This is a genomic window from Stenotrophomonas sp. TEPEL, assembly GCF_004348785.1.
GTDB lineage: Bacteria > Pseudomonadota > Gammaproteobacteria > Xanthomonadales > Xanthomonadaceae > Stenotrophomonas > Stenotrophomonas indicatrix.
In genome coordinates, this window is the sequence record NZ_QQXJ01000001.1 from 1,441,660 (window position 1) to 1,462,871 (window position 21,212).

Annotated in this window: 21 protein-coding genes; 9 read left to right on the plus strand and 12 right to left on the minus strand. The window is 66.9% G+C overall.

Annotated features, from left to right (window positions below; translation table 11 throughout):
* Positions 1–34: 34 nt before the first annotated feature.
* Genes TEP_RS06430 through ccmA form a run of 6 tightly spaced genes read right to left on the minus strand, consistent with a single transcriptional unit; the run spans position 35 to position 4,796 of the window.
* Complete coding sequence (locus tag TEP_RS06430) at positions 35–1,954, minus strand: heme lyase CcmF/NrfE family subunit (protein WP_132824672.1); 1,920 nt, start codon at positions 1,952–1,954, stop codon at positions 35–37.
* A complete protein-coding gene (gene ccmE / locus TEP_RS06435) occupies positions 1,955–2,416 on the minus strand; it encodes a cytochrome c maturation protein CcmE (RefSeq protein WP_025876474.1) in 462 nt (153 codons plus the stop codon).
* A complete protein-coding gene (ccmD, locus tag TEP_RS06440) occupies positions 2,413–2,598 on the minus strand; it encodes a heme exporter protein CcmD (RefSeq protein ID WP_132824673.1) in 186 nt (61 codons plus the stop codon). Before ccmD ends, ccmE begins: the two co-directional genes overlap by 4 nt.
* Positions 2,595–3,359 (minus strand): heme ABC transporter permease CcmC, encoded by a 765-nt coding sequence (ccmC, locus tag TEP_RS06445; protein WP_132824674.1) that lies wholly within the window; start codon positions 3,357–3,359, stop codon positions 2,595–2,597. The genes ccmD and ccmC overlap by 4 nt, the downstream gene beginning before the upstream one ends.
* Before the next feature lie 43 nt (positions 3,360–3,402).
* Positions 3,403–4,098: a heme exporter protein CcmB gene (gene ccmB, locus TEP_RS06450; RefSeq protein WP_132824675.1), complete on the minus strand. Its 696-nt coding sequence runs from the start codon at positions 4,096–4,098 to the stop codon at positions 3,403–3,405.
* Positions 4,095–4,796 carry a heme ABC exporter ATP-binding protein CcmA gene (gene ccmA, locus TEP_RS06455; RefSeq protein WP_132824676.1) on the minus strand — a complete coding sequence of 234 codons (702 nt, stop codon included), beginning with the start codon at positions 4,794–4,796 and terminating at the stop codon, positions 4,095–4,097. Before ccmA ends, ccmB begins: the two co-directional genes overlap by 4 nt.
* Before the next feature lie 142 nt (positions 4,797–4,938).
* On the opposite strand from ccmA, the gene TEP_RS06460 reads away from it, so the two are divergent.
* The 3 genes from TEP_RS06460 (at position 4,939) to TEP_RS06470 (ending at position 7,451) form a co-directional block, all read left to right on the plus strand.
* The gene (locus TEP_RS06460; protein WP_032978768.1) at positions 4,939–6,087 is read left to right on the plus strand and encodes a pyridoxal phosphate-dependent aminotransferase; all 1,149 of its coding nucleotides are present in this window, start codon (positions 4,939–4,941) and stop codon (positions 6,085–6,087) included.
* A gap of 14 nt (positions 6,088–6,101) precedes the next feature.
* On the plus strand, positions 6,102–6,908 hold the full coding sequence (locus TEP_RS06465; RefSeq protein ID WP_132824677.1) for an amidohydrolase: 807 nt from the start codon (positions 6,102–6,104) through the stop codon (positions 6,906–6,908).
* Between the two features lie 105 nt (positions 6,909–7,013).
* Positions 7,014–7,451: a hypothetical protein gene (locus TEP_RS06470; RefSeq protein ID WP_132824678.1), complete on the plus strand. Its 438-nt coding sequence runs from the start codon at positions 7,014–7,016 to the stop codon at positions 7,449–7,451.
* Here the strand turns inward: TEP_RS06470 and TEP_RS06475 are convergent.
* Together TEP_RS06475 and TEP_RS06480 are read right to left on the minus strand one after the other, a co-directional pair.
* Entirely contained in the window at positions 7,438–7,758 is a 321-nt protein-coding gene (locus TEP_RS06475) for a hypothetical protein (RefSeq protein WP_240790640.1), read from the minus strand. The genes TEP_RS06470 and TEP_RS06475 overlap by 14 nt on opposite strands.
* 68 nt (positions 7,759–7,826) lie before the next feature.
* Positions 7,827–8,954 carry an MFS transporter gene (locus TEP_RS06480; protein ID WP_132824679.1) on the minus strand — a complete coding sequence of 376 codons (1,128 nt, stop codon included), beginning with the start codon at positions 8,952–8,954 and terminating at the stop codon, positions 7,827–7,829.
* A gap of 90 nt (positions 8,955–9,044) precedes the next feature.
* On the opposite strand from TEP_RS06480, the gene TEP_RS06485 reads away from it, so the two are divergent.
* Positions 9,045–9,830, plus strand: coding sequence for a helix-turn-helix transcriptional regulator (locus tag TEP_RS06485; RefSeq protein ID WP_132824680.1), 786 nt, complete (start codon positions 9,045–9,047; stop codon positions 9,828–9,830).
* 64 nt (positions 9,831–9,894) lie between these two features.
* Here the strand turns inward: TEP_RS06485 and TEP_RS06490 are convergent, their stop codons facing one another.
* The 4 genes from TEP_RS06490 to TEP_RS06505 are packed head-to-tail and all read right to left on the minus strand — an operon-like array spanning position 9,895 to position 14,099.
* Positions 9,895–10,620: a hypothetical protein gene (locus TEP_RS06490; protein WP_132824681.1), complete on the minus strand. Its 726-nt coding sequence runs from the start codon at positions 10,618–10,620 to the stop codon at positions 9,895–9,897.
* Between the two features lie 27 nt (positions 10,621–10,647).
* Entirely contained in the window at positions 10,648–12,312 is a 1,665-nt protein-coding gene (locus TEP_RS06495) for a pseudouridine synthase (protein WP_132824682.1), read from the minus strand.
* On the minus strand, positions 12,305–13,180 hold the full coding sequence (gene scpB / locus TEP_RS06500; protein ID WP_132824683.1) for an SMC-Scp complex subunit ScpB: 876 nt from the start codon (positions 13,178–13,180) through the stop codon (positions 12,305–12,307). Before scpB ends, TEP_RS06495 begins: the two co-directional genes overlap by 8 nt.
* 13 nt (positions 13,181–13,193) lie before the next feature.
* On the minus strand, positions 13,194–14,099 hold the full coding sequence (locus TEP_RS06505) for a ScpA family protein (RefSeq protein ID WP_093821231.1): 906 nt from the start codon (positions 14,097–14,099) through the stop codon (positions 13,194–13,196).
* Between the two features lie 372 nt (positions 14,100–14,471).
* Between TEP_RS06505 and TEP_RS06510 the strand changes: the two genes are divergently transcribed.
* From TEP_RS06510 to TEP_RS06530, 5 genes are all read left to right on the plus strand, one after another.
* Entirely contained in the window at positions 14,472–14,771 is a 300-nt protein-coding gene (locus TEP_RS06510; protein ID WP_132826463.1) for a YciI family protein, read from the plus strand.
* Positions 14,768–15,043: a BolA family protein gene (locus tag TEP_RS06515; protein WP_132824684.1), complete on the plus strand. Its 276-nt coding sequence runs from the start codon at positions 14,768–14,770 to the stop codon at positions 15,041–15,043. Before TEP_RS06510 ends, TEP_RS06515 begins: the two co-directional genes overlap by 4 nt.
* Before the next feature lie 164 nt (positions 15,044–15,207).
* A complete protein-coding gene (locus tag TEP_RS06520) occupies positions 15,208–16,230 on the plus strand; it encodes a LacI family DNA-binding transcriptional regulator (protein ID WP_025876505.1) in 1,023 nt (340 codons plus the stop codon).
* A 76-nt stretch (positions 16,231–16,306) separates the two neighbouring features.
* A complete protein-coding gene (locus tag TEP_RS06525; RefSeq protein WP_132824685.1) occupies positions 16,307–19,363 on the plus strand; it encodes a TonB-dependent receptor in 3,057 nt (1,018 codons plus the stop codon).
* A 244-nt stretch (positions 19,364–19,607) separates the two neighbouring features.
* Complete coding sequence (locus TEP_RS06530) at positions 19,608–21,212, plus strand: glucoamylase family protein (protein WP_132824686.1); 1,605 nt, start codon at positions 19,608–19,610, stop codon at positions 21,210–21,212.

Genomic DNA, 21,212 nt, shown 5'->3' on the forward strand with positions numbered 1-21,212 from the left:
GGCGTGGGGCGGGTGNCTCGGACATGGGGAACTCCTACGGACGACGAAAGCGGCGATCGGCAGCGGTGATGAATCCGCCCAGGGCCATCAACAGCGCGCCCAGCCAGATCCAGCGCACGAAGGGCTTGATGTGCACCCGTACCGCCCATGCATTGTTGCCCAGCGGCTCGCCCAATGCCACGTAGACATCACCGCTGAGGCGTGCATCCATGCCAGCCTCGGTCATCACCTGGCCGCCGCTGGCGTACTGGCGCTTCTCGGGATGCAGCAGGGCCAGTTCGCGACCGTCGCGCAGCACCCGCAGATGGCCGCGATCAGCGATGAAATTGGGGCCTTCGCGGTGGTCCACGCCCTCGAAGCGCACTTCGTGGCCGGCGACCACCACCTGCTGGCCCGGCGACAGCGCCACTTCGCGCTGCACGTTCAATGCTTCCACCAGCAGCGCGCCGGCCAGGAACACCGCGACACCGGCATGGGCGACGATCATGCCAAGCATCTCGGCAGTGAAGCGGCCATTGCCACGCAGGCGCTGCCAGACGAACCGGGCGGTGCCCAGCCCAACCCAGGCCGCAGCCGCAACGCCGATGCCGGCCTTCCAGCCATTCTGCGGCGCCTGCCACCAGGCCCAGGCGCCAAGCAGCACAGCCAGGCCCGCCCATGGCAACAGCAATGCCAGTGCGCGCGAAGGTTGGTCGCGCTGCCACTTCACCAGCGGACCGAACGGCAGCAGCATCACCATCGGTGCCATCAGCAGCAGGAACAGGCTGCCGAAGTACGGAGGGCCCACCGAGATCTTGCCCAGCGACAGCGCATCGGCCAGCAGCGGGTAGAGGGTGCCCAGCAGGACCATCGCGCAGGCGCTGGCCAGCAGCAGGTTGTTGGCCAGCAGCAGGGTTTCGCGCGAGGTCGCGGTGAAGCCACGGCGCGGATCGCCGGCATCCACGGCCAGCCGTGGCGCACGCAGTGCATACAGCAGCAGGCTGCCCCCCACCAGCACCGACAGGAAGATCAGGATGAACAGCCCACGCGAGGGATCGGCCGCGAACGAATGCACGCTGGTCAGCACGCCGGAGCGCACCAGGAAGGTGCCCAGCAGCGACAGCGCGAACGCCGCGATGGCCAGCAGCAGCGTCCAGCTGCCGAAGGTGCCGCGCTTTTCGGTGACTGCCTGCGAATGGATCAGCGCCGCGCCGACCAGCCACGGCATGAAGCTGGCGTTCTCGACCGGGTCCCAGAACCACCATCCGCCCCAGCCCAGCTCGTAGTACGCCCACCAGCTGCCCAGTGCGATGCCCAGCGTGAGGAAGCCCCAGGCGACATTGGTCCAGGGCCGCGTCCAGCGTTGCCAGCGTGCATCGACGCGGCCTTCCAGCAGTGCCGCCACGGCGAAGGCGAACGGCACCGCGAAGCCGACGTAGCCCAGGTACAGCATGGGCGGATGGATGATCAGCCCCGGGTCCTGCAGCAACGGGTTGAGGTCACGGCCTTCCAGTGGCACCGGGTTCAAGCGCAGGAACGGATTGGAGGTGAAGATCAGGAAGGCGAGGAAGCCGACGCTGACCATGCCCATCACCGCCAGCACGCGCGCCTGTACCGGTGCCGGCAGGTGGCGCGAGAACAGCGCCACTGCACCGGTCCACAGCGCCAGCACCAGCGCCCACATCAGCAGCGAGCCTTCGTGAGCCCCCCACACCGCCGAATAGCGGTAGATCAACGGCAGCAGCGAATTGGAGTTCTCGGCGACGTAGCGCACCGAGAAATCCTGTTGCACGAAGGCCGCCGTCAGTACGGCGAAGGCGCCGGCCAGCAGCACCAGTTGGGCAAAGGCCGCCGGGCGGGCAACGGCCATCCATGCGTCATTGCCGCGCTGCGCGCCCACCAGCGGCAGCACCGCCTGCAGCAGCGAGGCCAGCAGCGCGCACAGCAGGAGGATCTGACCGAATTCGGGAAGCACTCAGCGCGCCTCGGGCGCCGTGACCGGCACATCGTGCTTGCGATGCGCATCGCCCATCTTGTCGGCCACTTCCTTGGGCACGTAGTTCTCATCGTGCTTGGCCAGCACCTCGTCAGCGACGAAGGTACCGTCCTGCAGGCGACCGCTGGCGACCACGGCGGTCCCCTCGCGGAACATGTCCGGCAGGATGCGGTCGGTACTGACCGGCAGCGTCGCATCGCCGTCGGTGACCACGAAGTGGGCCTGCAGCGAGCCGCTGGGTCGATCGAAGGACCCCTTCACCACCATGCCGCCCAAGCGGAAGCGGGACTGCGCATCCACGTCCCCGCGCAGCACTTCCGAAGGCGTGTACAGGTAGGCGATGTTGCGCTGCAGGGCGAAGGCCACCAGCGTGGTCGCCAGCCCGGAGGCCAGCAACAGCAGGAGCACCCAGATCATGCGGCGTCGCTGTACCGGCGTCATCGGCTGAGCTCGGTAGCCAGCGGCGCCGGTGCCGACGCGTTGCTACGCGCCTGCAGCCGCTGCTGGCGGCGTTGCGCCAGCTGTCGGGCGCTGCGCAGGCGCAGCCACGACCCCAGCGCATCGCAGGCCAGCACCAGCAGGAATACCGCGAACGCGGCGATGAGGTAGGGCAGGTGGGTCATCGCCGAGCCTCCCCATCCGCGGTGCCGAAGCGCTCGCCGACCCAGGCCTTGCCGGCCTCGCGCGCGATGTTGTCGGCACGCGCCTTGGCCAGCAGCGAGCCGACGAACCACAGCTTGGTGGCCACCACCATCCACCACAGCGGGGCGATCAGTTCCGGCCGCACGGCGTTCTCGCCGAACACGTTGATCGACTGGCGCTGGTGCAGCGCGCCCCACCAGTCCACCGAGTAACGGATGATCGGCAGCAGGCCCACGCCGACGATGGCCAGCAGGCCGGCCGCGCGTGCGGCACTGCGGCGGTCTTCGATGGCGTGGTACAGGCCGATCACGCCCAGGTACAGGAACAGCAGGATCAGCTCGCTGGTCATGCGCGGATCCCAGTCCCACCAGGTGCCCCAGGTGCCCTTGCCCCAGATGCTGCCGGTCAGCAGGGTGATCAGGGTGAAGCCGGCGCCCATCGGCGCACAGGCCATCGCCAGGATCTCGCAGATCTTGATGCGCCAGATCAGCGCCACGGCGGCGTAGGCGGCCATCAGCGCGAACACGAACAGGCTCATCCAGGCGCTGGGTACATGGATGTAGATGATGCGGAAGGCGTCGTGCTGGTTCTGTTCCGGCGGTGCCACGAACAGCCCCTGCCACAGGCCGATCAGCAGCACCGGAACCGCCGCGGCGTAGAACACGCGGGACCAGCGTGCGGCGAAACGATCGAAGGTCGGGGGCGAACCGAGTTGATGGAACCAGCGGACGATCGGATTCATGCGTGGCGGCTATCCAGCAGGGGTGGATTGGCTCTCAGCTCGGTCAACTCAGAGAAATACGGATCGCAGCAGCGGTGGCCAGCGGTGCCAGCACCAGGGCGATCACCAGTCCAGCGCCCAGCATCAGCAGCGCACCGACCGGATCCTGCCCGCGGCTGGCTGCCGCCAGGCTGCCGGCACCGAAGACAAGCACCGGTACGTACAACGGCAACGACAGCAACGCCACGAGAATACCAGAGCGCCTGATGCCGACGGTCAGTGCAGCAACCACGCCACCGATCAGGCTCAACAACGGTGTTCCCAGCAGCAACGATGCCAGCAACATCGGCAGCTGGTCATGCGGCAGATGCAGCATTTCCGCCAGCAACGGGCTCAGCAGGATCAGTGGCAGGGCGGTGGTCGCCCAATGCAGCAGCACCCGCACCAGCACCAGCCACGCCAGTGGCACCGGCGCCAGCAGCCATTGTTCAAGCGAACCGTCTTCGGCGTCGGAGCGGAACAGCGAATCCAGCGCCAGCTGCCCGGCCAGCAGTACCGCCAACCACAGTACCGCACCGGCGGTGGCGGCCAGCGGCTGCGGGTCCCGGCCCTGGGCCAGGGCGAACAGCACCACCACCAGCAGGGCAAACAGCACCGGCTGCAGGGCATCGCCGCGACGCCGCCAGAGCAGGCGCAGGTCGCGCGCAATCAGCGCGCTGGCGGTCTGCCACAGGCCTGGTTCGGTGCCTGGCGCGATCATGCTACACCCCCCAGATCGAGCTGGCGGGTGCGTACCGGCGGGGCGGCATAGGCGCCATGCGTGGTGACCAGGGCGGCGCCGCCACTGCGCAGGTGTGCGGAAATCATCCGGTTGACCAGGTTGATGCCTTCCAGGTCGAGGTTGGCATAGGGTTCGTCGAGCAGCCACAGCGGTGCCGGCGACAGCCAGATGCGGGCCAGGGCCAGCCGCCGCTTCTGTCCGGCCGACAGGTGCCGCACAAGGGTGTCCTCGTAGCCGGCCAGGCCGACGATGGCCAGCGCATTGCCCGGCATCTGCCGTGCGCGGCGGCCGTGCAGGCCGCAGAGGAAATGCAGGTTCTCCAGCGTGTCCAGGTCCGGCTTCAGCGCCGGCAGGTGGCTGAGGTAGGCGACATAGCGCGCACGCTCGGCGTTGCTGGCCGGCCTGCCATCGATCAGCACCTGGCCCGCGCCCGGGCGCGCCAGGCCCGACAGCACGCGCAGCAGGGTGGTCTTGCCGGCACCGTTGCCGCCCTGCACCAACAGGGCCTCGCCGGCATCCACGTGGAAGTCCAGCGGGCCGAACACCGGCTCGTCATTGCGGGAGAAGCTCAGGCCGCTGGCGGCCAGCAATGCAGGGGTGTTCAAGGCGCAGGGGTCTTCATGCGGGAGTGCGGCAGCAATTGTAGCGGTGAATGTGACCCGGTAGCGCCGGGCCATGCCCGGGAGCACGCAGCGCGGCTTGCCATCGGTGCGGCATGTGCAAAGAGCCGCCGGGTATGACCCGGCGCTACCGTCGGCGCCGCAGGCCGGGTCGGGATTTCGTACACTTCCAGCCCTTGTTTCCCCACAGCCCAGGCCGATGCAACCGAACACCAAGCTGCCCAAGGTCGGTACCACGATCTTCACCGTGATGTCCCAGCTCGCCGCCGAACACGGCGCGGTCAACCTCGGCCAGGGGTTCCCGGATTTCTCCGCGCCGCAGCGCCTGATCGACGAGACCAGCAAGGCGATGGCCGCCGGCCTGAACCAGTACCCGCCGATGACCGGCGTGGCACCGCTGCGCCAGGCCATCGCGCAGAAGTCGCTGGACCTGTACGGCGCGACGATCGATCCGGACACCGAGATCACCGTCACCAGCGGCGCCACCGAGGCGATCTTCAACGCCATCCACGCCGTGGTGCGTGCCGGCGAGGAAGTGATCGTGCTCGACCCGGCCTACGACTGCTATGAACCGGCGATCGAACTGGCCGGCGCCACCGCCGTGCACGTACCGCTGGACCCGCAGACCTTCGCGGTGGACTGGGACCGCGTGCGCGCGGCGATCACCCCGCGCACCCGCCTGCTGATGGTCAACACCCCGCACAACCCGTCCGGCGCGATGCTGGACGAGGCCGACATGCAGGCGCTGGCCGATGTGCTGCGCGGCACGCAGATCTACCTGATATCCGATGAAGTGTACGAGCACATCATCTACGACGGCCGTCGCCACGAATCGGCGCTGCGCTACCCGGAACTGCGCGAGCGCACCTTCGTCATCTCCAGCTTCGGCAAGACCTATCACTGCACCGGCTGGAAGATCGGTTATGCGGTGGCGCCAGCGGCAATGACCGCCGAGTTCCGCAAGGTGCACCAGTACAACACCTTCACCAGCTTCGGCCCGGCGCAGTACGGTTTCGCCGCGATGATCCGCGACGAGCCGCAGCATCATCTGCAACTGGGCGCGTTCTATGAAGCCAAGCGCGACCGTTTCCGCGAGCAGCTGGCCGGCACCCGCCTGAAGGCGCTGCCGGTGCCGGGCGGCTACTTCCAGCTGGTCGATTATTCGGCCATCAGTGACCTGCCGGACCACGAGTTCGTGAAGTGGCTGACCATCGAGAAGGGCGTCACCGCCATTCCGCTGTCGCCGTTCTACGAAACCGCGCCGGTCGGCCAGCGCCTGGTGCGCCTGTGCTTCGCCAAGAACGAGGCCACCCTGGACGCGGCGATCGAACGCCTGCGCCTGCTGTGAGCGGAGGAGACAGCATGCAGGACCTGCGCATTTCCCTCGTCCAGGGCGATACCCGCTGGCACGACCCGGCCGGCAACCGTGCCTATTACGGTGCGTTGCTGGCGCCGCTGGCCGGCACCACCGACCTGGTGATCCTGCCGGAAACCTTCACCAGCGGCTTCTCCAACGAAGCCATCGCACAGGCCGAAGGCATGGACGGCCCGACCGTGGCGTGGGTGCGCGCGCAGGCCAAAGCCTTGAATGCGGCAGTGATCGGCAGCGTGCAGCTGCGCGATGGCGAGGGCGTCTACAACCGCCTGCTGTTCGCCACCCCCGATGGTGGCCTGCAGTACTACGACAAGCGTCACCTGTTCCGTTACGGCGGCGAGCACGAGCGCTACGCCGCCGGCCGCGACCGGTTGTGCGTGGAATGGAAGGGCTGGCGGATCAATCCGCAGGTCTGCTACGACCTGCGTTTCCCGGTGTTCTGCCGCAACCGCTACAACGTCGAGCGTGTTGAACAGCTGGACTTCGACCTGCAGATCTTCGTCGCCAACTGGCCTTCCGCGCGCGCCTATGCGTGGAAGACCCTGCTGCGTGCGCGCGCGATCGAGAACCTGTGCTTCGTCGCTGCGGTCAACCGCGTGGGCGTGGACGGCAACCAGCTGCATTACGCCGGCGACAGCGCGGTCATCGACTTCCTCGGCCAGCCGCAGGTGGAGATCCGCGAGCGCGAGCAGGTGGTGACCACCACCATCTCCGCCGAAGCACTGGCCTCGCATCGTGCACGCTTCCCGGCCATGCTCGATGCCGATGCCTTCCATCTGGATGTGCAGGCCTGATACGGCGGCTGAACGCTTCCCGCCCCACCGCGCGCGCCTGCATCCAACGTGCACGCGCGCGCTGCTAGATTCGCCCACATTCCGACCGATGTGGATGTTATGCCGATGAATACCAAGCCGTTTGCCCTGCTGCTGGCGCTCGCCGCAGCGTCCTTGGCCCCGACCGCGCAGGCCGGTGGCAACCTTGACTGCCAGCTGCGCTACAACCTGTCCGGCTGGTCACTGATCTACAAGACCGCCTCGGGCAACGGCACCATCCACTGCACCAACGGTTCCAGCATGCCGGTGCGGATCCAGCTGAAGGGCGGCGGCCTGACCGTCGGCAAGTCGAAGATCACCGATGGCCGTGGCAGCTTCACCGGCGCCGGCAGCGTCGGCGAGCTGCTGGGCACCTACGCCTCGGTCGGCGCGCATGCCGGTGCGGTGAAGTCCAGCAACGCGCAGGTGATGACCAAGGGCGATATCTCGCTGGCCCTGTCCGGTACCGGCAAGGGCTGGGACCTGGGTGTGGACGGCGCGGCGTTCACCATCAGCCGGCGTTGAGGCGGGAGGGTTCGCCGGCTTCCCAGCTGATGCGGATGTAGTGCTGCTCGGCGTCGCTGGGCAGCCGTTCGACGCTGAAGCGGTTCTTGAGCAGTTGCTCGACGACACCGTCGATGAGGCGCTCGCTGGCCAGCGCCTTGTTGAAGCCGAACACGATGTAACGGCGGCCGTTTTCCGAGCCGACCTGGATCGATTTGTCCAGATCCCTGTAGTACTGCTCGATCGGTCGAGTGGCGGCGTCAGCGTTTGCACGGGCCTGCTCTGCTGTGATGGTGATCATCGGCATCTGCGTGGTTGCGGAGAACATGCACCATAGCCAGCGCTACCGCGCGGTTTCCGGCAGTGGCGCACAGTGCAGGGCCTTTGCAGCAATTCCTAGGCCAGCGCGCTCCGCGGACGCAGCAACCACAGCGCCAGCAGTGCACAGGCGATGATGGATGGCGCCAGCATCTGCAGTGCGCCGACAACGGCCATCGCCGCGCCGATCAGCAGGTAGTAGAGCAGGCCGAACAGGGCGCCGGCACTGCCCAGGCAGTGTGCATAGCCTCGTAGTGCCTGCCCGAGCACATTGGGGATGGCCAGGCCGAATCCCGCCACGACCGGCAACATCGCCATCACCATGACCGGTTGCCCGCGCAGCAGCGCGGCCAGGACGCCACCGGCCAGTACCAGCGATGCCGCGATGCGGATGCGCGTCAACGCAGGGGCGCCGGCACGCAACAGGCGGCCATTGGCCCAGGCGCCCAACGCCGAACCCAGCGCCAGCACCGCACCGCTGGCGCCGAACCAGCTGGCGGGCCAGTGCAGGCGTGCGAACACGAACGGCCCCAGCGCGTACCAGCTGTACATGGCCACGTTGAAGGCCATGACCAGCAGCGCGTTCGACCAGATCCAACGGTCGCCCAGCAGTTGCCGCAGCAGGGGCCGCAGCGCTACGGGCGCGATCTGCGCGGGCCGGCTTTCACGCAGCCCGGTCACGCAGCCGAGCATCAGCAATGCAGCGATCAGCAGCAGGCCGGCCTGTACGCCGGCATAGCCATCGGCAGCGACCAGCAGCGAGCCCAGTGCCAGCCCAATCGCCGGGCTCAGCGCCAGCGCCATGCCAATCCAGGAGAACGCCTGCGCCAGCGCGGGCCCTTGAAGGTGGTCGCGCAGCACGGTCTGGGTCACCACCGAGGCGGCGGCGGCGCCCAGGGCGGCCAGCATCTGCGCAGCCAGCACCTGGCCGAACGTGCCGGCCGCCAATCCGCCCAGTGCCGCCAGCACGAAAACGCACAGGCCACCCAGCAGGGCGGTGCGACGGCCAATGCGGTCGGCCAGCCTTCCCCACAGCAGGACGCCCAGCGCGAACCCCAGCAGGTACAGGCTCATCGCCTGGCTGGCAGCGCTGGCCGGCAGGGTGAAGCGTTGCGCCAGATCGGCCAGCGCCGGGCTGTACAGGGTCTGCGCCAGCTGCGGAAACATCAGCAGCGCAATGGTGAGGGACAGCAGGCGAGGCGACATCGGCGCGCTCCGGAAACAGGGGCGCGCATTGTCGTGGCCGTGCTGATGGCGCACTCTATTGATTACGACAGTAGATGGATGAAATCGGACATGGCGTGGCTGCAGCCCGACGCTCGCTTCGATGCCGATGCCTGCAGCGCCCCGGTGATCGGTATCGCTGCCACGCTGGCCGAGCATGACTCCGGCTGGCACCAGCACGCACGTTCGCAACTGCTGTACACGCGCGCCGGTTGCACGCGGCTGACGTTCGGCGATCGCATCAGCCTGTTGCCGCCTTCGCGCGCGGCGTGGATTCCGGGTGGTCTGCTGCACCGCGCGCAGATGCGACAGGCGGTGGACTATCGGTCGCTGTACTTCGATGCCACGCTGTCGGCGTACTTGCCGCAGCAGCCAGCAATCATTGGTGTCGGTCCCCTGCTGCAGGCGCTGCTGGAGCCGATTGCGCAGGCGCCGTTCGCACATGACTGGCAAGCGCCGCGAGCGGGGCATCAACTGGCGCTGTGCGTGCTTGAGATTGCCGCTGCGCCGGTGGAGCCAATGGAGCTGCCATTGCCGCGCGACCCGCGCATCGCCCGCTGCATGCCGGTGGCCGAGCAGCTGCCGCCCGAACTGGGCGAGCTGGCCCGGCGCAGCGGACTGAGCGTGCGTACGATCGGGCGCCTGATGCAACGCGATACCGGCATGGGCTACCAGGCGTGGCGCCAGCAATGGCGGTTGATGCGGGCCATGGAACTGCTGCTTGGCCATCGTGTCGCGCACGTGGCGCTGGAACTTGGATTCTCGGCAGAGAGTCCGTTCATCGCCTTCTTCCGCAGCATGGTCGCGACCACGCCTGCGGCGTTCCAGCGCGCCGAAAGCGCTCGAGCGGCAGGGTGAGAGTGGAGCGGTCGCGGCCGAACGCGGGGAAGCGGGCGCGTGGGCCCGGCTTCCGTCGCCGTGTCTACTGCTGGGCCATCAGCCAGGCCAATGTGCCGCGATGTGGTTCGGGCACGGTGCTGGACGCGGCATCAAGCAGCATCAGCGATGCCCAGCAGACGTCGGCAGCCGGTGCGGTGTCCATCCGCGGCAGTACCGCCATGGCACGCTCGCGCGTGGTTTCGTCAGCCATCGAGGCGAGCAGGGCCTCGGTCGCCTCGGCAATCTGCTGTTCAGTGGCAGGGGTTGCGGGTCGCTGTTCGAGCTCGGCGAGGCTGGCCTGGTAGCTCATCTCGAACCAGAAATCGATGTCCTGCGGCGGACGCTTCTCCAGTTCGTTGAACAAGGTCCTGCCTACCTGCGCAATGTCCGAGGCCGTGGTGGCGCGGGCGATCAGTGCGCATTTCTCTACCGGCATTCCGCGCAGCATTGCGGCCAGCAGCTGCGCACGCCGCTCCAGCATGGGGCGGGGCAGGCGGCCGATGCCATCCAGTGCAAGCTGTGCACCGGCCACGGCAGCCTTGTCCTTGCTGCCGGCCTGCTTGATGCGGGTGAGATAGCGCTCATCGACGATCAGCCGACGCAGCATGCGGTCGGCCGGATCGTGCAGGGCCGAAGATTTCAGCCAGGGATTCTGCGTGGCGGCGATTTCCTGCTTGAGCCGGTCGGCAGCGCGTTCGCAGCCGCCGACCAGCAACAGCGCCACCAGCACGGCGCCGATGCGGGCGCCGAGGGACAACATCCGTGTCATCGCTGTGTCCTTCATTGAAGGTGGAGATCAGCCGCCGCGCGGGCCGCTGCGACGCGGGCCACCCGGGCCACGGTTGCCGCCGGGGCCACCTGGGCCGCGGTTGCCACCCGGGCCGCCGGGACCACGGTTGCCGCCCGGACCACCCGGACCACGGTTGCCGCCCGGACGTGCATTGGCATTGCCGCCCGGACGACCGTTGCCGGCCGGACGCGAGCTGCCGTACGGGCTGAAGCCGGGGTTGGCGTGGTCGGACGGGAAGCTGGGAGCATTGCCCGGATGGCCGTACGGGTGCTTGTTGCCCTGGCCCTGCGAGCGGTTGCCCGCGCCGGCCGGACGACCCTGGCCGCCCGCGCCACCGCGTCCTTCACCCCCAAACCCGCCGCGACCCTGGCCGCCACCGGCGCCTGCGCCCGGACCCTTCGGCTTGCCGTACGGACGGCCCTGGCCGCCTGCGCCCGGACCACGGGCACCCGGGCCACGAGCGCCCGGACCGGCATTGCGGTGGCCGCTCGGGCCGGTGCTCACGCCATCGGGCACGTACCAGGTACGGAATGCGGCCGGGTTGCCTTCCGGCAGCGAGCGGTCGTTCTTCGGCGCGCGCTGCTTGAACGGGCGCTGCGACTGCTTGGCAGCAGCTTCACCACTGACGGTCAGGCCGCCCTTGAAACCGCCACCGCCCTTGCCGCCGCGACCGCGGCCGCGGTCTTCGCGCACGTTGTCGAAGCGACGCAGTTCGCGGCCTTCATCGGCGGTGTTGTGACCATTGACGTAAGCGTTGCCGCGGCCACCTTCGCGCACGCGCACGGTGGTCTTGGCGGCGCGACGCTGGCCGATCACCGGCTGCAGGGTCAGGGCCGACGGCGCGCCTTCTTCCAGCTTCAGTTCGGCGCGCAGCGCTTCGACCTGGCTGCCCGGCAGTTCGACGGACTGGCCGCGGGCCAGTTCGCGCGGCAGGCTGACCTTGCCGTAGCGGGTGCGCTTGAGGCGGCTGACTTGGCAGCCCTGCGATTCCCACAGGCGGCGCACTTCGCGGTTGCGGCCTTCCTTCACCACGACGCGGAACCAGTCGTGCGAATCGGTGCCGCCGATGCGTTCGATCTCATCAAACTTGGCCGGGCCATCTTCCAGCGCGACACCACGGGTGAGGCGGTCGACGACGGCATCGGGCACCTTGTCCTCGCCTTCCGGGGCGCGCACGCGCACCACGTACTCGCGCTCGACCTCGAAGGAGGGGTGCATCATGGCATTGGCCAGCTCACCATCGGTGGTCGCCAGCAGCAGGCCGGTGGTGTTGATGTCCAGGCGGCCGACGGCGATCCAGCGGGCGCCCTTCAGCGGCGGCAGGGATTCGAACACGGTCGGGCGACCTTCGGGGTCTTCGCGCGTGGTCACTTCGCCTTCCGGCTTGTTGTAGACCAGCACGCGCGACGGCTCGGCCAGCGCGGTGGCGACGAAGCCGCGGCCGTCGAGCTCGATCCTGTCGCCGCTCTTGACCGACATGCCGGTCTGCGCGACTTCACCGTTGACCTTGACCAGGCCTTCGGCAATGCGCTGTTCCAGCGCACGGCGCGAACCCAGGCCGGCCTGGGCCAGGACCTTGTGCAGGCGTTCTTCCAGCTTGAACTGTTCGGACGTGGCTTCGCGCTTGAGCGAAAGCTTGTTCAACGAGGGCTTGCGGGGGGTGTCACTCATCAGTTTTGCTCCGGCCGACGGTTTCGAGGTCGGCCTCTGGTTCGGAATCGGCTTGGTCAACAGCCACGGTCGTCTTCGCGACGGCGTTGTCTTCGCGTTCGTTCACTGTCACCGCGCGCTCGCCCGGCGCGGAATCGGGGTGCCCATCATCGGAGGGCGAAGGTGCTTGCTCATCGTCGGCCGGCGCAGGAGATGCGTCGGCAGAATCAGGGGTGTCGCCGGCGGTGGTGCCGGTGTCGTCATTTGCAGCGGCTGCCGCGGCTTCGGCGCTCACGTCCGGGCCATCGGCGCTGGCGACCGGTGCTGCGTCGCGATCCAGCGCCAGCTGCGGTTCCAGGTCGCCCAGGTCCTTCAGCTCGGACAGCGGCGGCAGTTCGTCCAGGCGCTTCAGCCCGAAGTAGTCCAGGAAGCCCTTGGTGGTGCCGAACAGGGCGGGCTTGCCAGGCACGTCGCGGTGGCCGACCACGCGGATCCACTCGCGCTCTTCCAGTGCCTGGATGATGTTGCTGCTGACCGCCACGCCGCGCACCTGCTCGATCTCGCCACGGGTGATCGGCTGCCGGTAGGCGATCAGGGCCAGCGTTTCCAGGGTGGCGCGGGTATAGCGGGTCTTGCGTTCGGTCCACAGCCGGCTGATCCAGCCATGTACTTCGGCGGTCACCTGGTAGCGGAAGCCCGAAGCCACCTCCACCAGTTCCACGCCACGGTCCTGGCAGCCCTCGCGCAGCCGTTCCAGCGCACGTTCGATGCTGCCCGGTGGTGCCGGCTCGTCTTCCGGGAACAGGTCCTTCAGCTGGGCCAGGGTGAGCGGCTGGCTGGAGGCCAGCAGCGCACCTTCGACAATGCGGTTGATCAGCGTTTGATCCATCGGCAGTCAGCGCTCACTCGTTTTCATTGGCGGCGTCGTTGTCGTCGAACTCGCTGCTGAACTGCAGCGGGGCATTGGTATTGCCGGCGGCCAGGGACTTCACGTAGATCGGCGCCAGCGGTTCTTCCTGCACCAGGTCCAGCAGCTGCTCCTTGGCCAGTTCCAGCACGGCCAGGAACGTGACCAGCACGCCCAGCTTGCCTTCTTCGGCGGTGAACAGGTTTTCAAAACGATAGAACCTGCCGTCTTCAAGCCGCCCCAGCACTTCACCCATGCGCTGCCGGACACTCAGTGCTTCGCGCTTGATCGCGTGGCCGCTGAACAGCTCGGCGCGCTTGAGCACGTCGTGCAGCGCCATCAGCATTTCCTTCAGGTCCACCGGCGGCGGCAGCTTCACTGCGGCGCGCTCGGGCATGAAGGCATGGGCCACGGTGGTGTCACGGTCCTGCCGGGGCAGGGCGTCGATATCCTCGGCGGCCTGCTTGAAACGTTCGTACTCCTGCAGCCGTCGCACCAGCTCCGCACGCGGATCGGCTTCCTCGCCCTCCACGCTGGGGGGGCGGGGCAGCAGCATGCGCGACTTCACTTCCGCCAGGATCGCCGCCATCACCAGGTACTCGGCGGCAAGCTCGAAGCGCAGCTCGCGCATCACGGTGATGTATTCCACGTACTGCCGGGTGATCTCGGCCACGGGAATGTCCAGCACGTCCAGGTTCTGCCGGCGGATCAGGTACAGCAGCAGGTCCAGCGGCCCTTCAAAGGCGTCAAGGATGACTTCCAGCGCATCCGGCGGGATGTACAGGTCCTGCGGAATCTGCAGGACAGGTTGCCCATGCACCACGGCCAGCGGCATTTCCTGCTGCTGGGGGGCGGGCGGCCGGGTTGGCGTGTTCGCGTCGAGCGCGAGTTCGGAAGTCATCTAATGGAGATCAGGATTGCAACGGACCAGTCGCGGTAGCTGACACACCGGGCAACTGCCACGGACCGCCAGGACACCAGGCGCGCCTGTCTCGGCGCGGTTCCACACATCAACAACAGGGCGCTCCGCAGGACACGGCAGCGACAGGACTACGGGGAGGTCGTCTACGTGGCCCGGTCGGGTGGACCGGTTCGAAGCAGCGGGTCGGTCGTCGGGGGCTGCGTTGGCCGCAAAAACCGACGGGCTGCTGCATCCAGCCACGTGCAATGGTCCCTAGGGTAAGCCTTTGCCGCGCCAGTGTCCAGCCGAGGCCGGGCAGGCGGCGGGATTGGCTAGAATCTGCGCACCAGCAACGCGAGCGAGGACATGCCGGTGTGGTACGTGATTGAAGGATTTGACGGCCAGGATGTGCTGGCCCAGCGGCTGCAGGCGCGGGCCGAGCACCTGGCGCGGCTGACCGCGCTGCGCGATGAAGGCCGCCTGCTTCTGGCCGGGCCGTGTCCGGCGATCGACAGCGAAGACCCGGGCCCGGCAGGGTTCAGCGGCTCGGTGGTGATTGCCGGCTTCGACTCGTTGCAGCAGGCCCAGGCCTGGGCCGATGCCGATCCCTATGTGGCCGCAGGCGTCTATGTGCGGGTACAGGTGCGACCGTTCCGCAAGGTGCTGCCGTGAACGCGGAACGGATCGAGCAGATTCGTGACGCGCTGCAGCAGGCGCTGGCTCCCAGCGTGCTTGAGATCGAAGACGACAGCCATCGCCATGCAGGCCATGCCGGAGCGCGCGATGGTCGCGGCCATTTCAACGTGCATGTGGTCAGCGAGTGCTTCGCGGGAATGGCCCCGCTGGCGCGTCATCGCGCGGTCTACGCCGCCTTGGGCACGTTGATGGAAACCGACATCCACGCCTTGTCCATCCGCGCGCATACCCCGTCAGAGCAGGGCTGAGGCCTTGTCCCGCGTTGTCCTGGCAGGTCCGCTGATGGGCCTGCCAGGGACAGGTTTCCGTGTCCGTTTGCGGACATTCGTCTAACGGACTGTTTACAAGCGCAGATGGAAACGCTTACATTCCGCGCCAATGCTGGTAGGTCCAAGCCGTGGAGGGCGGCTTCGTGAACAAGGCAGCCATAACAATCAAAGACGTCGCCCGTGAAGCCAAGGTCTCTGTGGCCACCGTTTCGCGCGCGCTCAACGGGCATGAAAATGTCGCCGAACCGGTCCGCCAGCTTGTGCTGGAGGTGGCCGCACGGCTGCGTTACACCCCGCACGCCGCCGCCCGCAGCCTGAGCAGCCGCCGCACCAATACGGTGGGTGTGGTGCTTCCGGACCTGTACGGCGAATTCTTCTCCGAGTTGATGCGTGGCATCGACAACGTCGCCCGCAGCCGGCGCCAGCACCTGCTGGTGTCGAGCTATCACGGCGACCAGGAGCAGCAGGGTGCAGCCCTGCGTGCCATGCGCGGCCGGGTCGACGGTCTGCTGGTGCTCTCGCCCTATGCCGAGAGCCCCGGGTTCCTGACCGACAACCTGCCGCAGGCATTGCCGACGGTACTCATCAACACCTACCTGCCTGGGCAGGACCATCCGGTGTTGAGCATTGATGACCATGCAGGGGCGATGGCAATGACCCGCCACCTGCTCGATGCTGGCCATCGGCGCATTGCATTCATTTCTGGCCCGGACCTCAACTTCGACGCGCGCGAGCGCCTGCGCGGCTTCCGTGACGCGTTGGCGGCGTTCGGCAGCGGCGCCGAAGGCATCGAGCTGCCCGGTGATTTCGACGAAGCTTCCGGCCACCGCGCCGGTCAGGAGTTGCTGGCAGCCGGCACGCTGCCCGATGCCGTATTCGCCGCCAACGACATGATGGCCCTGGGTTGCCTGTATGCCTTCGCGCAGGCAGGTGTCCATGTCCCCACCGATGTCGCCCTGGCCGGCTTCGATGACATTCCGCTTGCGCGTTTCGTTCACCCGTCGCTGACCACCATGCAGGTCAGCATTGCCGAACTGGGCGATCGGGCGATGTCGCGTTTGTTGCAGTTGATGGACGGCACCTCCACGGAAGGGGCAGGGGACAAGCAGACCCTGGTCCCGCGCTTGATTGTTCGCGATTCCACCACTCCGCCATCCGGCCATTGAAGCCAGAGGCGTTCCTTCTTTCTTGATTGATCGCAGGTGCCGCGCAAGCGGTCACCGCCACCCGGAGATTGAGTTGATGATGCATTCCACTATCCGTACGCCGGCGCGCCGGCTGCTGAGCACCGCACTGGTCAGCTGCCTGATGCTGGCCGCCGCCCCGAACGTCATGGCGCAGTCGGCCAACGCCAGCCTGCGCGGCCAGGTGTCCGGCGCCCAGGCCGGTGCCGAAGTCACCGCCACCAACGTCGCCACCGGTACCGTCCGTCGCGGCACCGTGCGCGCCGACGGCAGCTACTCGCTGATGGGCCTGGACCCGGGCACCTACAACGTGGTCGCCAACGGCCAGACCCAGAAGGTCACCGTCACCGTCGCCTCGACCGCGACGCTGAACTTCAGCGAGGCGGCTGCCGGTGGTACCGGCTCGACCGCCGCCACCAACCTGGACACCGTCAACGTCGTCGCGCCGACCCTGCTGCAGGAAGTGCGTACCTCCGAAGTCGGCAAGACCGTCAGCCTGCAGCAGATCCAGACCACCCCGCAGGTGTCGCGCAACTTCCTGGAGTTCGCCGACGCGGTGCCGGGCCTGATCTTCACCCGTGATGCCAAGGGCAACACCTCGCTGCGTGGCGGTGCCACCAATTCCGACGGTACCAACGTCTACATCGACGGCGTGGGCCAGAAGAGCTACGTCAAGGGCGGCGGCGTGGCCGGCCAGTCCGGCAGCGCCGGCAACCCGTTCCCGCAGCTGGCCATCGGCGAATACAAGGTCATCAGCGGCAACTACAAGGCCGAGTACGGCCAGGTGTCGAGCGCGGCAGTGACCGCTGCCACCAAGTCCGGTACCAATGAATTCAAGGGTGAGGCGTTCTACCGCTACACCGATGAGGACATGCGCGCCAAGACCCCGGCCGAGCGCCAGGGCGGCAAGGACAAGATGGTCTCGGCCGAGAAGGAATACGGCTTCGCCCTGGGCGGCCCGATCATCCAGGACAAGGCGCACTTCTTCGTGACCTACGAAGCCAAGCGCTTCGACCTGCCGGTCACCATCGCGCCGGACGGCGCGGTCACCGGTGCTGCCGGCCTGCTGCCGGCCGCAGGCGCCGCTGGCCTGGGCCCGGCCAGCCAGCCGTTCCAGCAGGACCTGATCTTCGGCAAGATCGACTTCGAGCCCACCGACAACGATCGCATCGAGCTGACCTTCCAGGACCGCGACGAAACCCAGTCGCAGTTCAGTGGCCAGACCTCGCCGGAAGCCGGTCGTGAAGTGGTCAACACCGACCGTCGTTACGCCCTGCGCTGGAACCACAGCGGCGAGCGTTACTACAACGAATTGATGGTCACCCATGAAGATTCGTTCAACAACCCGACCCCGCTGACCCTGGCCAACGGCATCACCTACACCGCCCCGGACGGCACCGAAGACCGCACCGTGGTGAAGATCGGTGGCGCATCGGCACTGGATTCGCAGGTGAAGGGCCAGAAGGGCTGGTCGATCGAAGACAACCTGACCCTGGATGGCATCCAGTGGGCCGGCGACCACACCATCAAGATGGGCGTGAAGTACAAGGCGATCGACCTGTACGCCTCCGATGCGGCGCAGATCAACCCGACCTTCACCTACAGCCTGGGCGATCCGGACTTCCCCGATTCCATTCCGTACAAGGCGCAGTTCGTCAAGCCGGTGACCGGCGTGGACGGCGTGTCCGGTGAAGTGCGTTCGAAGTCCAAGCAGTACGGCGTGTTCATCCAGGACGACTGGCAGGTCAACGACCACCTGCAGATCAACCTCGGCCTGCGCTGGGACTACGAAAAGACCCCGTCCTACCTGGATTTCGTGACCCCGCAGGCCGTGGTCGACGCGATCTATTCGCAGGATCCGCGTGCTGCCGCCGGCCAGACCTACGCCGATTCGCTGGCGCTGGGCGGCCTGGACATCAGCGACTACATCAGCAACGGCCACAACCGCAAGGCATTCAAGGATGCCTGGCAGCCGCGCCTGGGCTTCTCGTATGACATCAACGCCGACGAGCAGCACGTGATCCACGGTGGTGCCGGCCGTTCGTACGACCGCGACCTGTTCGACAACCTGCAGCTGGAAACCACCAAGCTGGCCCTGCCGCAGCCGACCATCTACTTCCGCAACCCGGCCACCGGTACCTGCATCAACGGCCAGGCCGCCTGCTATGACTGGAACCCGAACCTGCTCAACGGCATCGGCAACCTGCAGAGCCTGGTCGGTGCGACCAGCAATGCCGGCCTGGAAGTGGATCTGCTTAACAACAAGCTGAAGGCGCCGTATTCGGATCAGTTCAGCCTGGGCATGAGCAACCAGATCGGTGACTGGCTGACCGACGCCACCATCGCCCGTACCCTGAGCTACGACGGCTTCGCCTTCACCCTGGGCAACCGTTACCCGACCGGCCAGTTCTTCGATGACCCGCGCCTGTGCGGTGGCACCGAGCCGGGGCTGAGCCAGGCATGGAGCTGCAACGTGCCGGGCTTCGGCAGCCTGATCATCGGCCAGCAGGGCATCAAGACCCGTGCGACCCAGGTCCTGCTGTCGGCGCAGAAGCCGTTCACCCAGGAAAGCGGCTGGGGCACCTCGATCGCCTACACCTGGACGACCGCGCGCCACAACCGCGACATCAACGAGAAGTACGCCTTCGACCGCGGCCTGATCGAGGATTACCCGACCATCCGTTCCAACGGCGCGCCGCGCCACCGCCTGGTGGTGACCGGTTCCTACGCGGGCTTCTGGGGCATCACCTTCGGTGGCAAGATCACCTTGGCCACCCCGACCGCCGTCAATGACTGGTACCCGGTGCCGCAGGCCAGTGGCTACAACCTGCCGACCCCGCAGGCGGCTGTGCCCAACGCCAATGGCAAGTTCCTGGTCGGCGGCAAGATCTTCGGCTACCGTTCGGTCGATCTGCAGGCGACGAAGACGTTCAAGCTGGCGGGCGATACCGAGCTGTACGCTCGTCTGGACATCATCAACGTGTTCAACTTCGACAACTTCTCCACCTACAACTACGTCAAGAGCAACGGCAAGCTGCAGGCCAGCTACAACGAGACCGGCGACATCATCGGTACTCCGCGTCAGGTCAAGGCCGAAGTGGGCTTCCGCTTCTGATCGCGGGAAGTTGATGCAGTACGCAGCCATCGGTTTGCCGATGGCTCCGGTTTCAACGGCAATGGCCGGCCTCCGGGCCGGTCCATTGCCCACGCCATTGCCGGGCAGGGGGCAATGGCGTGGGCAATGACCGCGGTGTCATCAACCACGTTTTCGTGGTTTTTTAAGGCCGCACTTTGTAAACGATTTCAGGTCATTGGACGTTATGCTCTTTCATCGATCAGCCCACCGGAGGAACCGCGCCATGCAGGCACGCCACCTGATGACCGCCGCTGCGATGACCCTGGCCATCGCCGCCTGCAAACCGGCCCAGCAGGAGCCTGCCAAACCGCGCCCGCCGGTGATCCTGATCGAGGCCGACGCACCGCCGCGGCCGATGAAGCCGGAGCTGCCGCCGCTGTTTGATGACATCGAGCGCCGCACCTTCCAGTTCTTCTGGGATACCACCAACGAGATCAACGGCCTGACCCCGGATCGCTATCCGTCGCGGCCGTTTGCCAGCATCGCCTCGGTCGGCTTTGCGCTGACCGCCTACCCGATCGGCATCGAGAACGGCTGGATCAGCCGCAACCAGGCCATCGACCGCACCCTGACCACCCTGAAGTTCTTCCGCGATGTGCCGATGGGCCCGCAGCGCACCGGCAAGGCCGGCTACAAGGGCTTCTATTACCACTTCCTGGACATGCAGGAAGGGCGCCGCTACGACAGCTGGGTGGAACTGTCCTCGGTGGATACCGCGCTGCTGATGATGGGCGTGCTGTTCGCGCAGTCGTACTACGACGGCGACGATCCGCGCGAGAAGGAAATCCGGCAGATCGCCGACACCCTGTACAAGCAGGTCGACTGGCCGTGGCTGCAGCAGCGTGCGCCGCTGATCTCGATGGGCTGGTTCCCCGAGAACGGCTTCATCGACCATGACTGGATGGGCTACAACGAGGCGATGATGGTCTACATCCTCGCCCTGGGCTCGCCCAGCCACCCGGTCAGCCCGGATGCGTGGACGGTGTGGACGCGCACCTACGACAACGACTGGGGCGTCTACCAGGGCCAGGAATACCTGTCCTTCGGTCCGCTGTTCGGCCACCAGTACAGCCATGTCTGGATCGACTTCCGCGATATCCAGGATGCGTACATGCGCGAGCGTGGCAGCACCTACTTCCTCAACAGCCGTTCGGCGGCGCTGGCCCAGCGAGAGTACGCCATCGCCAATCCGATGAACTGGAAGGAGTACGGCGAGAACGTGTGGGGCCTGACCGCCAGTGATGGTCCGCAGAACACCAGCCAGGACTACCGGGGCGAGCAGCGCCAGTTCCGCCATTACTCTTCGCGTGGTGCGGGCCTGCGCGAGAATTTCGATGACGGCACGATCGCGCCGACCGCGGCGATCTCCTCGGTCGTGTTCGCGCCCGAGGAAGTGATCCCGGCCACGCTGGAGATGCACAAGCGCTACGGCGACTACATCTACTCCAGCTATGGCTTCCTGGATTCGTTCAACCCCAGCTTCAACTACGACATCCCGATCAAGACCGGGCGGGTGGTGCCCGATCGCGGCTGGGTCGCCAGCGATTACATCGCCATCGACCAGGGCCCGATCCTGACCATGATCGCCAACTACCGCAACGACTTCGTCTGGGATGTGATGAAGAAGAACCCGTACATCCGCAAGGGCCTGGAACGGGCCGGCTTCAGTGGAGGCTGGCTGGCGCCGGAAGGCTCCTTCCAGCCGCTGGAGCTGCAGAAGGATGAGAAGGCCGCCGCAGCGCGTGCGGTCGGTATCGCCGAATCACGTGCGGCCGCCGCGCAGGAACAGAAAAACAATGCCAACCGCAACACCGGCCAGGGGAAGTAA

Excerpts from the sequence above, each read along its gene's own strand:
- ccmE (WP_025876474.1), bottom strand. The coding sequence starts at position 2,416 with ATGACGCCGGTACAGCGACGCCGCATGATCTGGGTGCTCCTGCTGTTG.
- ccmD (WP_132824673.1), bottom strand. The coding sequence starts at position 2,598 with ATGACCCACCTGCCCTACCTCATCGCCGCGTTCGCGGTATTCCTGCTG.
- ccmC (WP_132824674.1), bottom strand. The coding sequence starts at position 3,359 with ATGAATCCGATCGTCCGCTGGTTCCATCAACTCGGTTCGCCCCCGACC.
- ccmB (WP_132824675.1), bottom strand. The coding sequence starts at position 4,098 with ATGATCGCGCCAGGCACCGAACCAGGCCTGTGGCAGACCGCCAGCGCG.
- ccmA (WP_132824676.1), bottom strand. The coding sequence starts at position 4,796 with ATGGCCCGGCGCTACCGGGTCACATTCACCGCTACAATTGCTGCCGCA.
- TEP_RS06460 (WP_032978768.1), top strand. The coding sequence starts at position 4,939 with ATGCAACCGAACACCAAGCTGCCCAAGGTCGGTACCACGATCTTCACC.
- TEP_RS06465 (WP_132824677.1), top strand. The coding sequence starts at position 6,102 with ATGCAGGACCTGCGCATTTCCCTCGTCCAGGGCGATACCCGCTGGCAC.
- TEP_RS06470 (WP_132824678.1), top strand. The coding sequence starts at position 7,014 with ATGAATACCAAGCCGTTTGCCCTGCTGCTGGCGCTCGCCGCAGCGTCC.
- TEP_RS06475 (WP_240790640.1), bottom strand. The coding sequence starts at position 7,758 with ATGTTCTCCGCAACCACGCAGATGCCGATGATCACCATCACAGCAGAG.
- TEP_RS06480 (WP_132824679.1), bottom strand. The coding sequence starts at position 8,954 with ATGTCGCCTCGCCTGCTGTCCCTCACCATTGCGCTGCTGATGTTTCCG.
- TEP_RS06485 (WP_132824680.1), top strand. The coding sequence starts at position 9,045 with ATGGCGTGGCTGCAGCCCGACGCTCGCTTCGATGCCGATGCCTGCAGC.
- TEP_RS06490 (WP_132824681.1), bottom strand. The coding sequence starts at position 10,620 with ATGACACGGATGTTGTCCCTCGGCGCCCGCATCGGCGCCGTGCTGGTG.
- TEP_RS06495 (WP_132824682.1), bottom strand. The coding sequence starts at position 12,312 with ATGAGTGACACCCCCCGCAAGCCCTCGTTGAACAAGCTTTCGCTCAAG.
- scpB (WP_132824683.1), bottom strand. The coding sequence starts at position 13,180 with ATGGATCAAACGCTGATCAACCGCATTGTCGAAGGTGCGCTGCTGGCC.
- TEP_RS06505 (WP_093821231.1), bottom strand. The coding sequence starts at position 14,099 with ATGACTTCCGAACTCGCGCTCGACGCGAACACGCCAACCCGGCCGCCC.
- TEP_RS06525 (WP_132824685.1), top strand. The coding sequence starts at position 16,307 with ATGATGCATTCCACTATCCGTACGCCGGCGCGCCGGCTGCTGAGCACC.
- TEP_RS06530 (WP_132824686.1), top strand. The coding sequence starts at position 19,608 with ATGCAGGCACGCCACCTGATGACCGCCGCTGCGATGACCCTGGCCATC.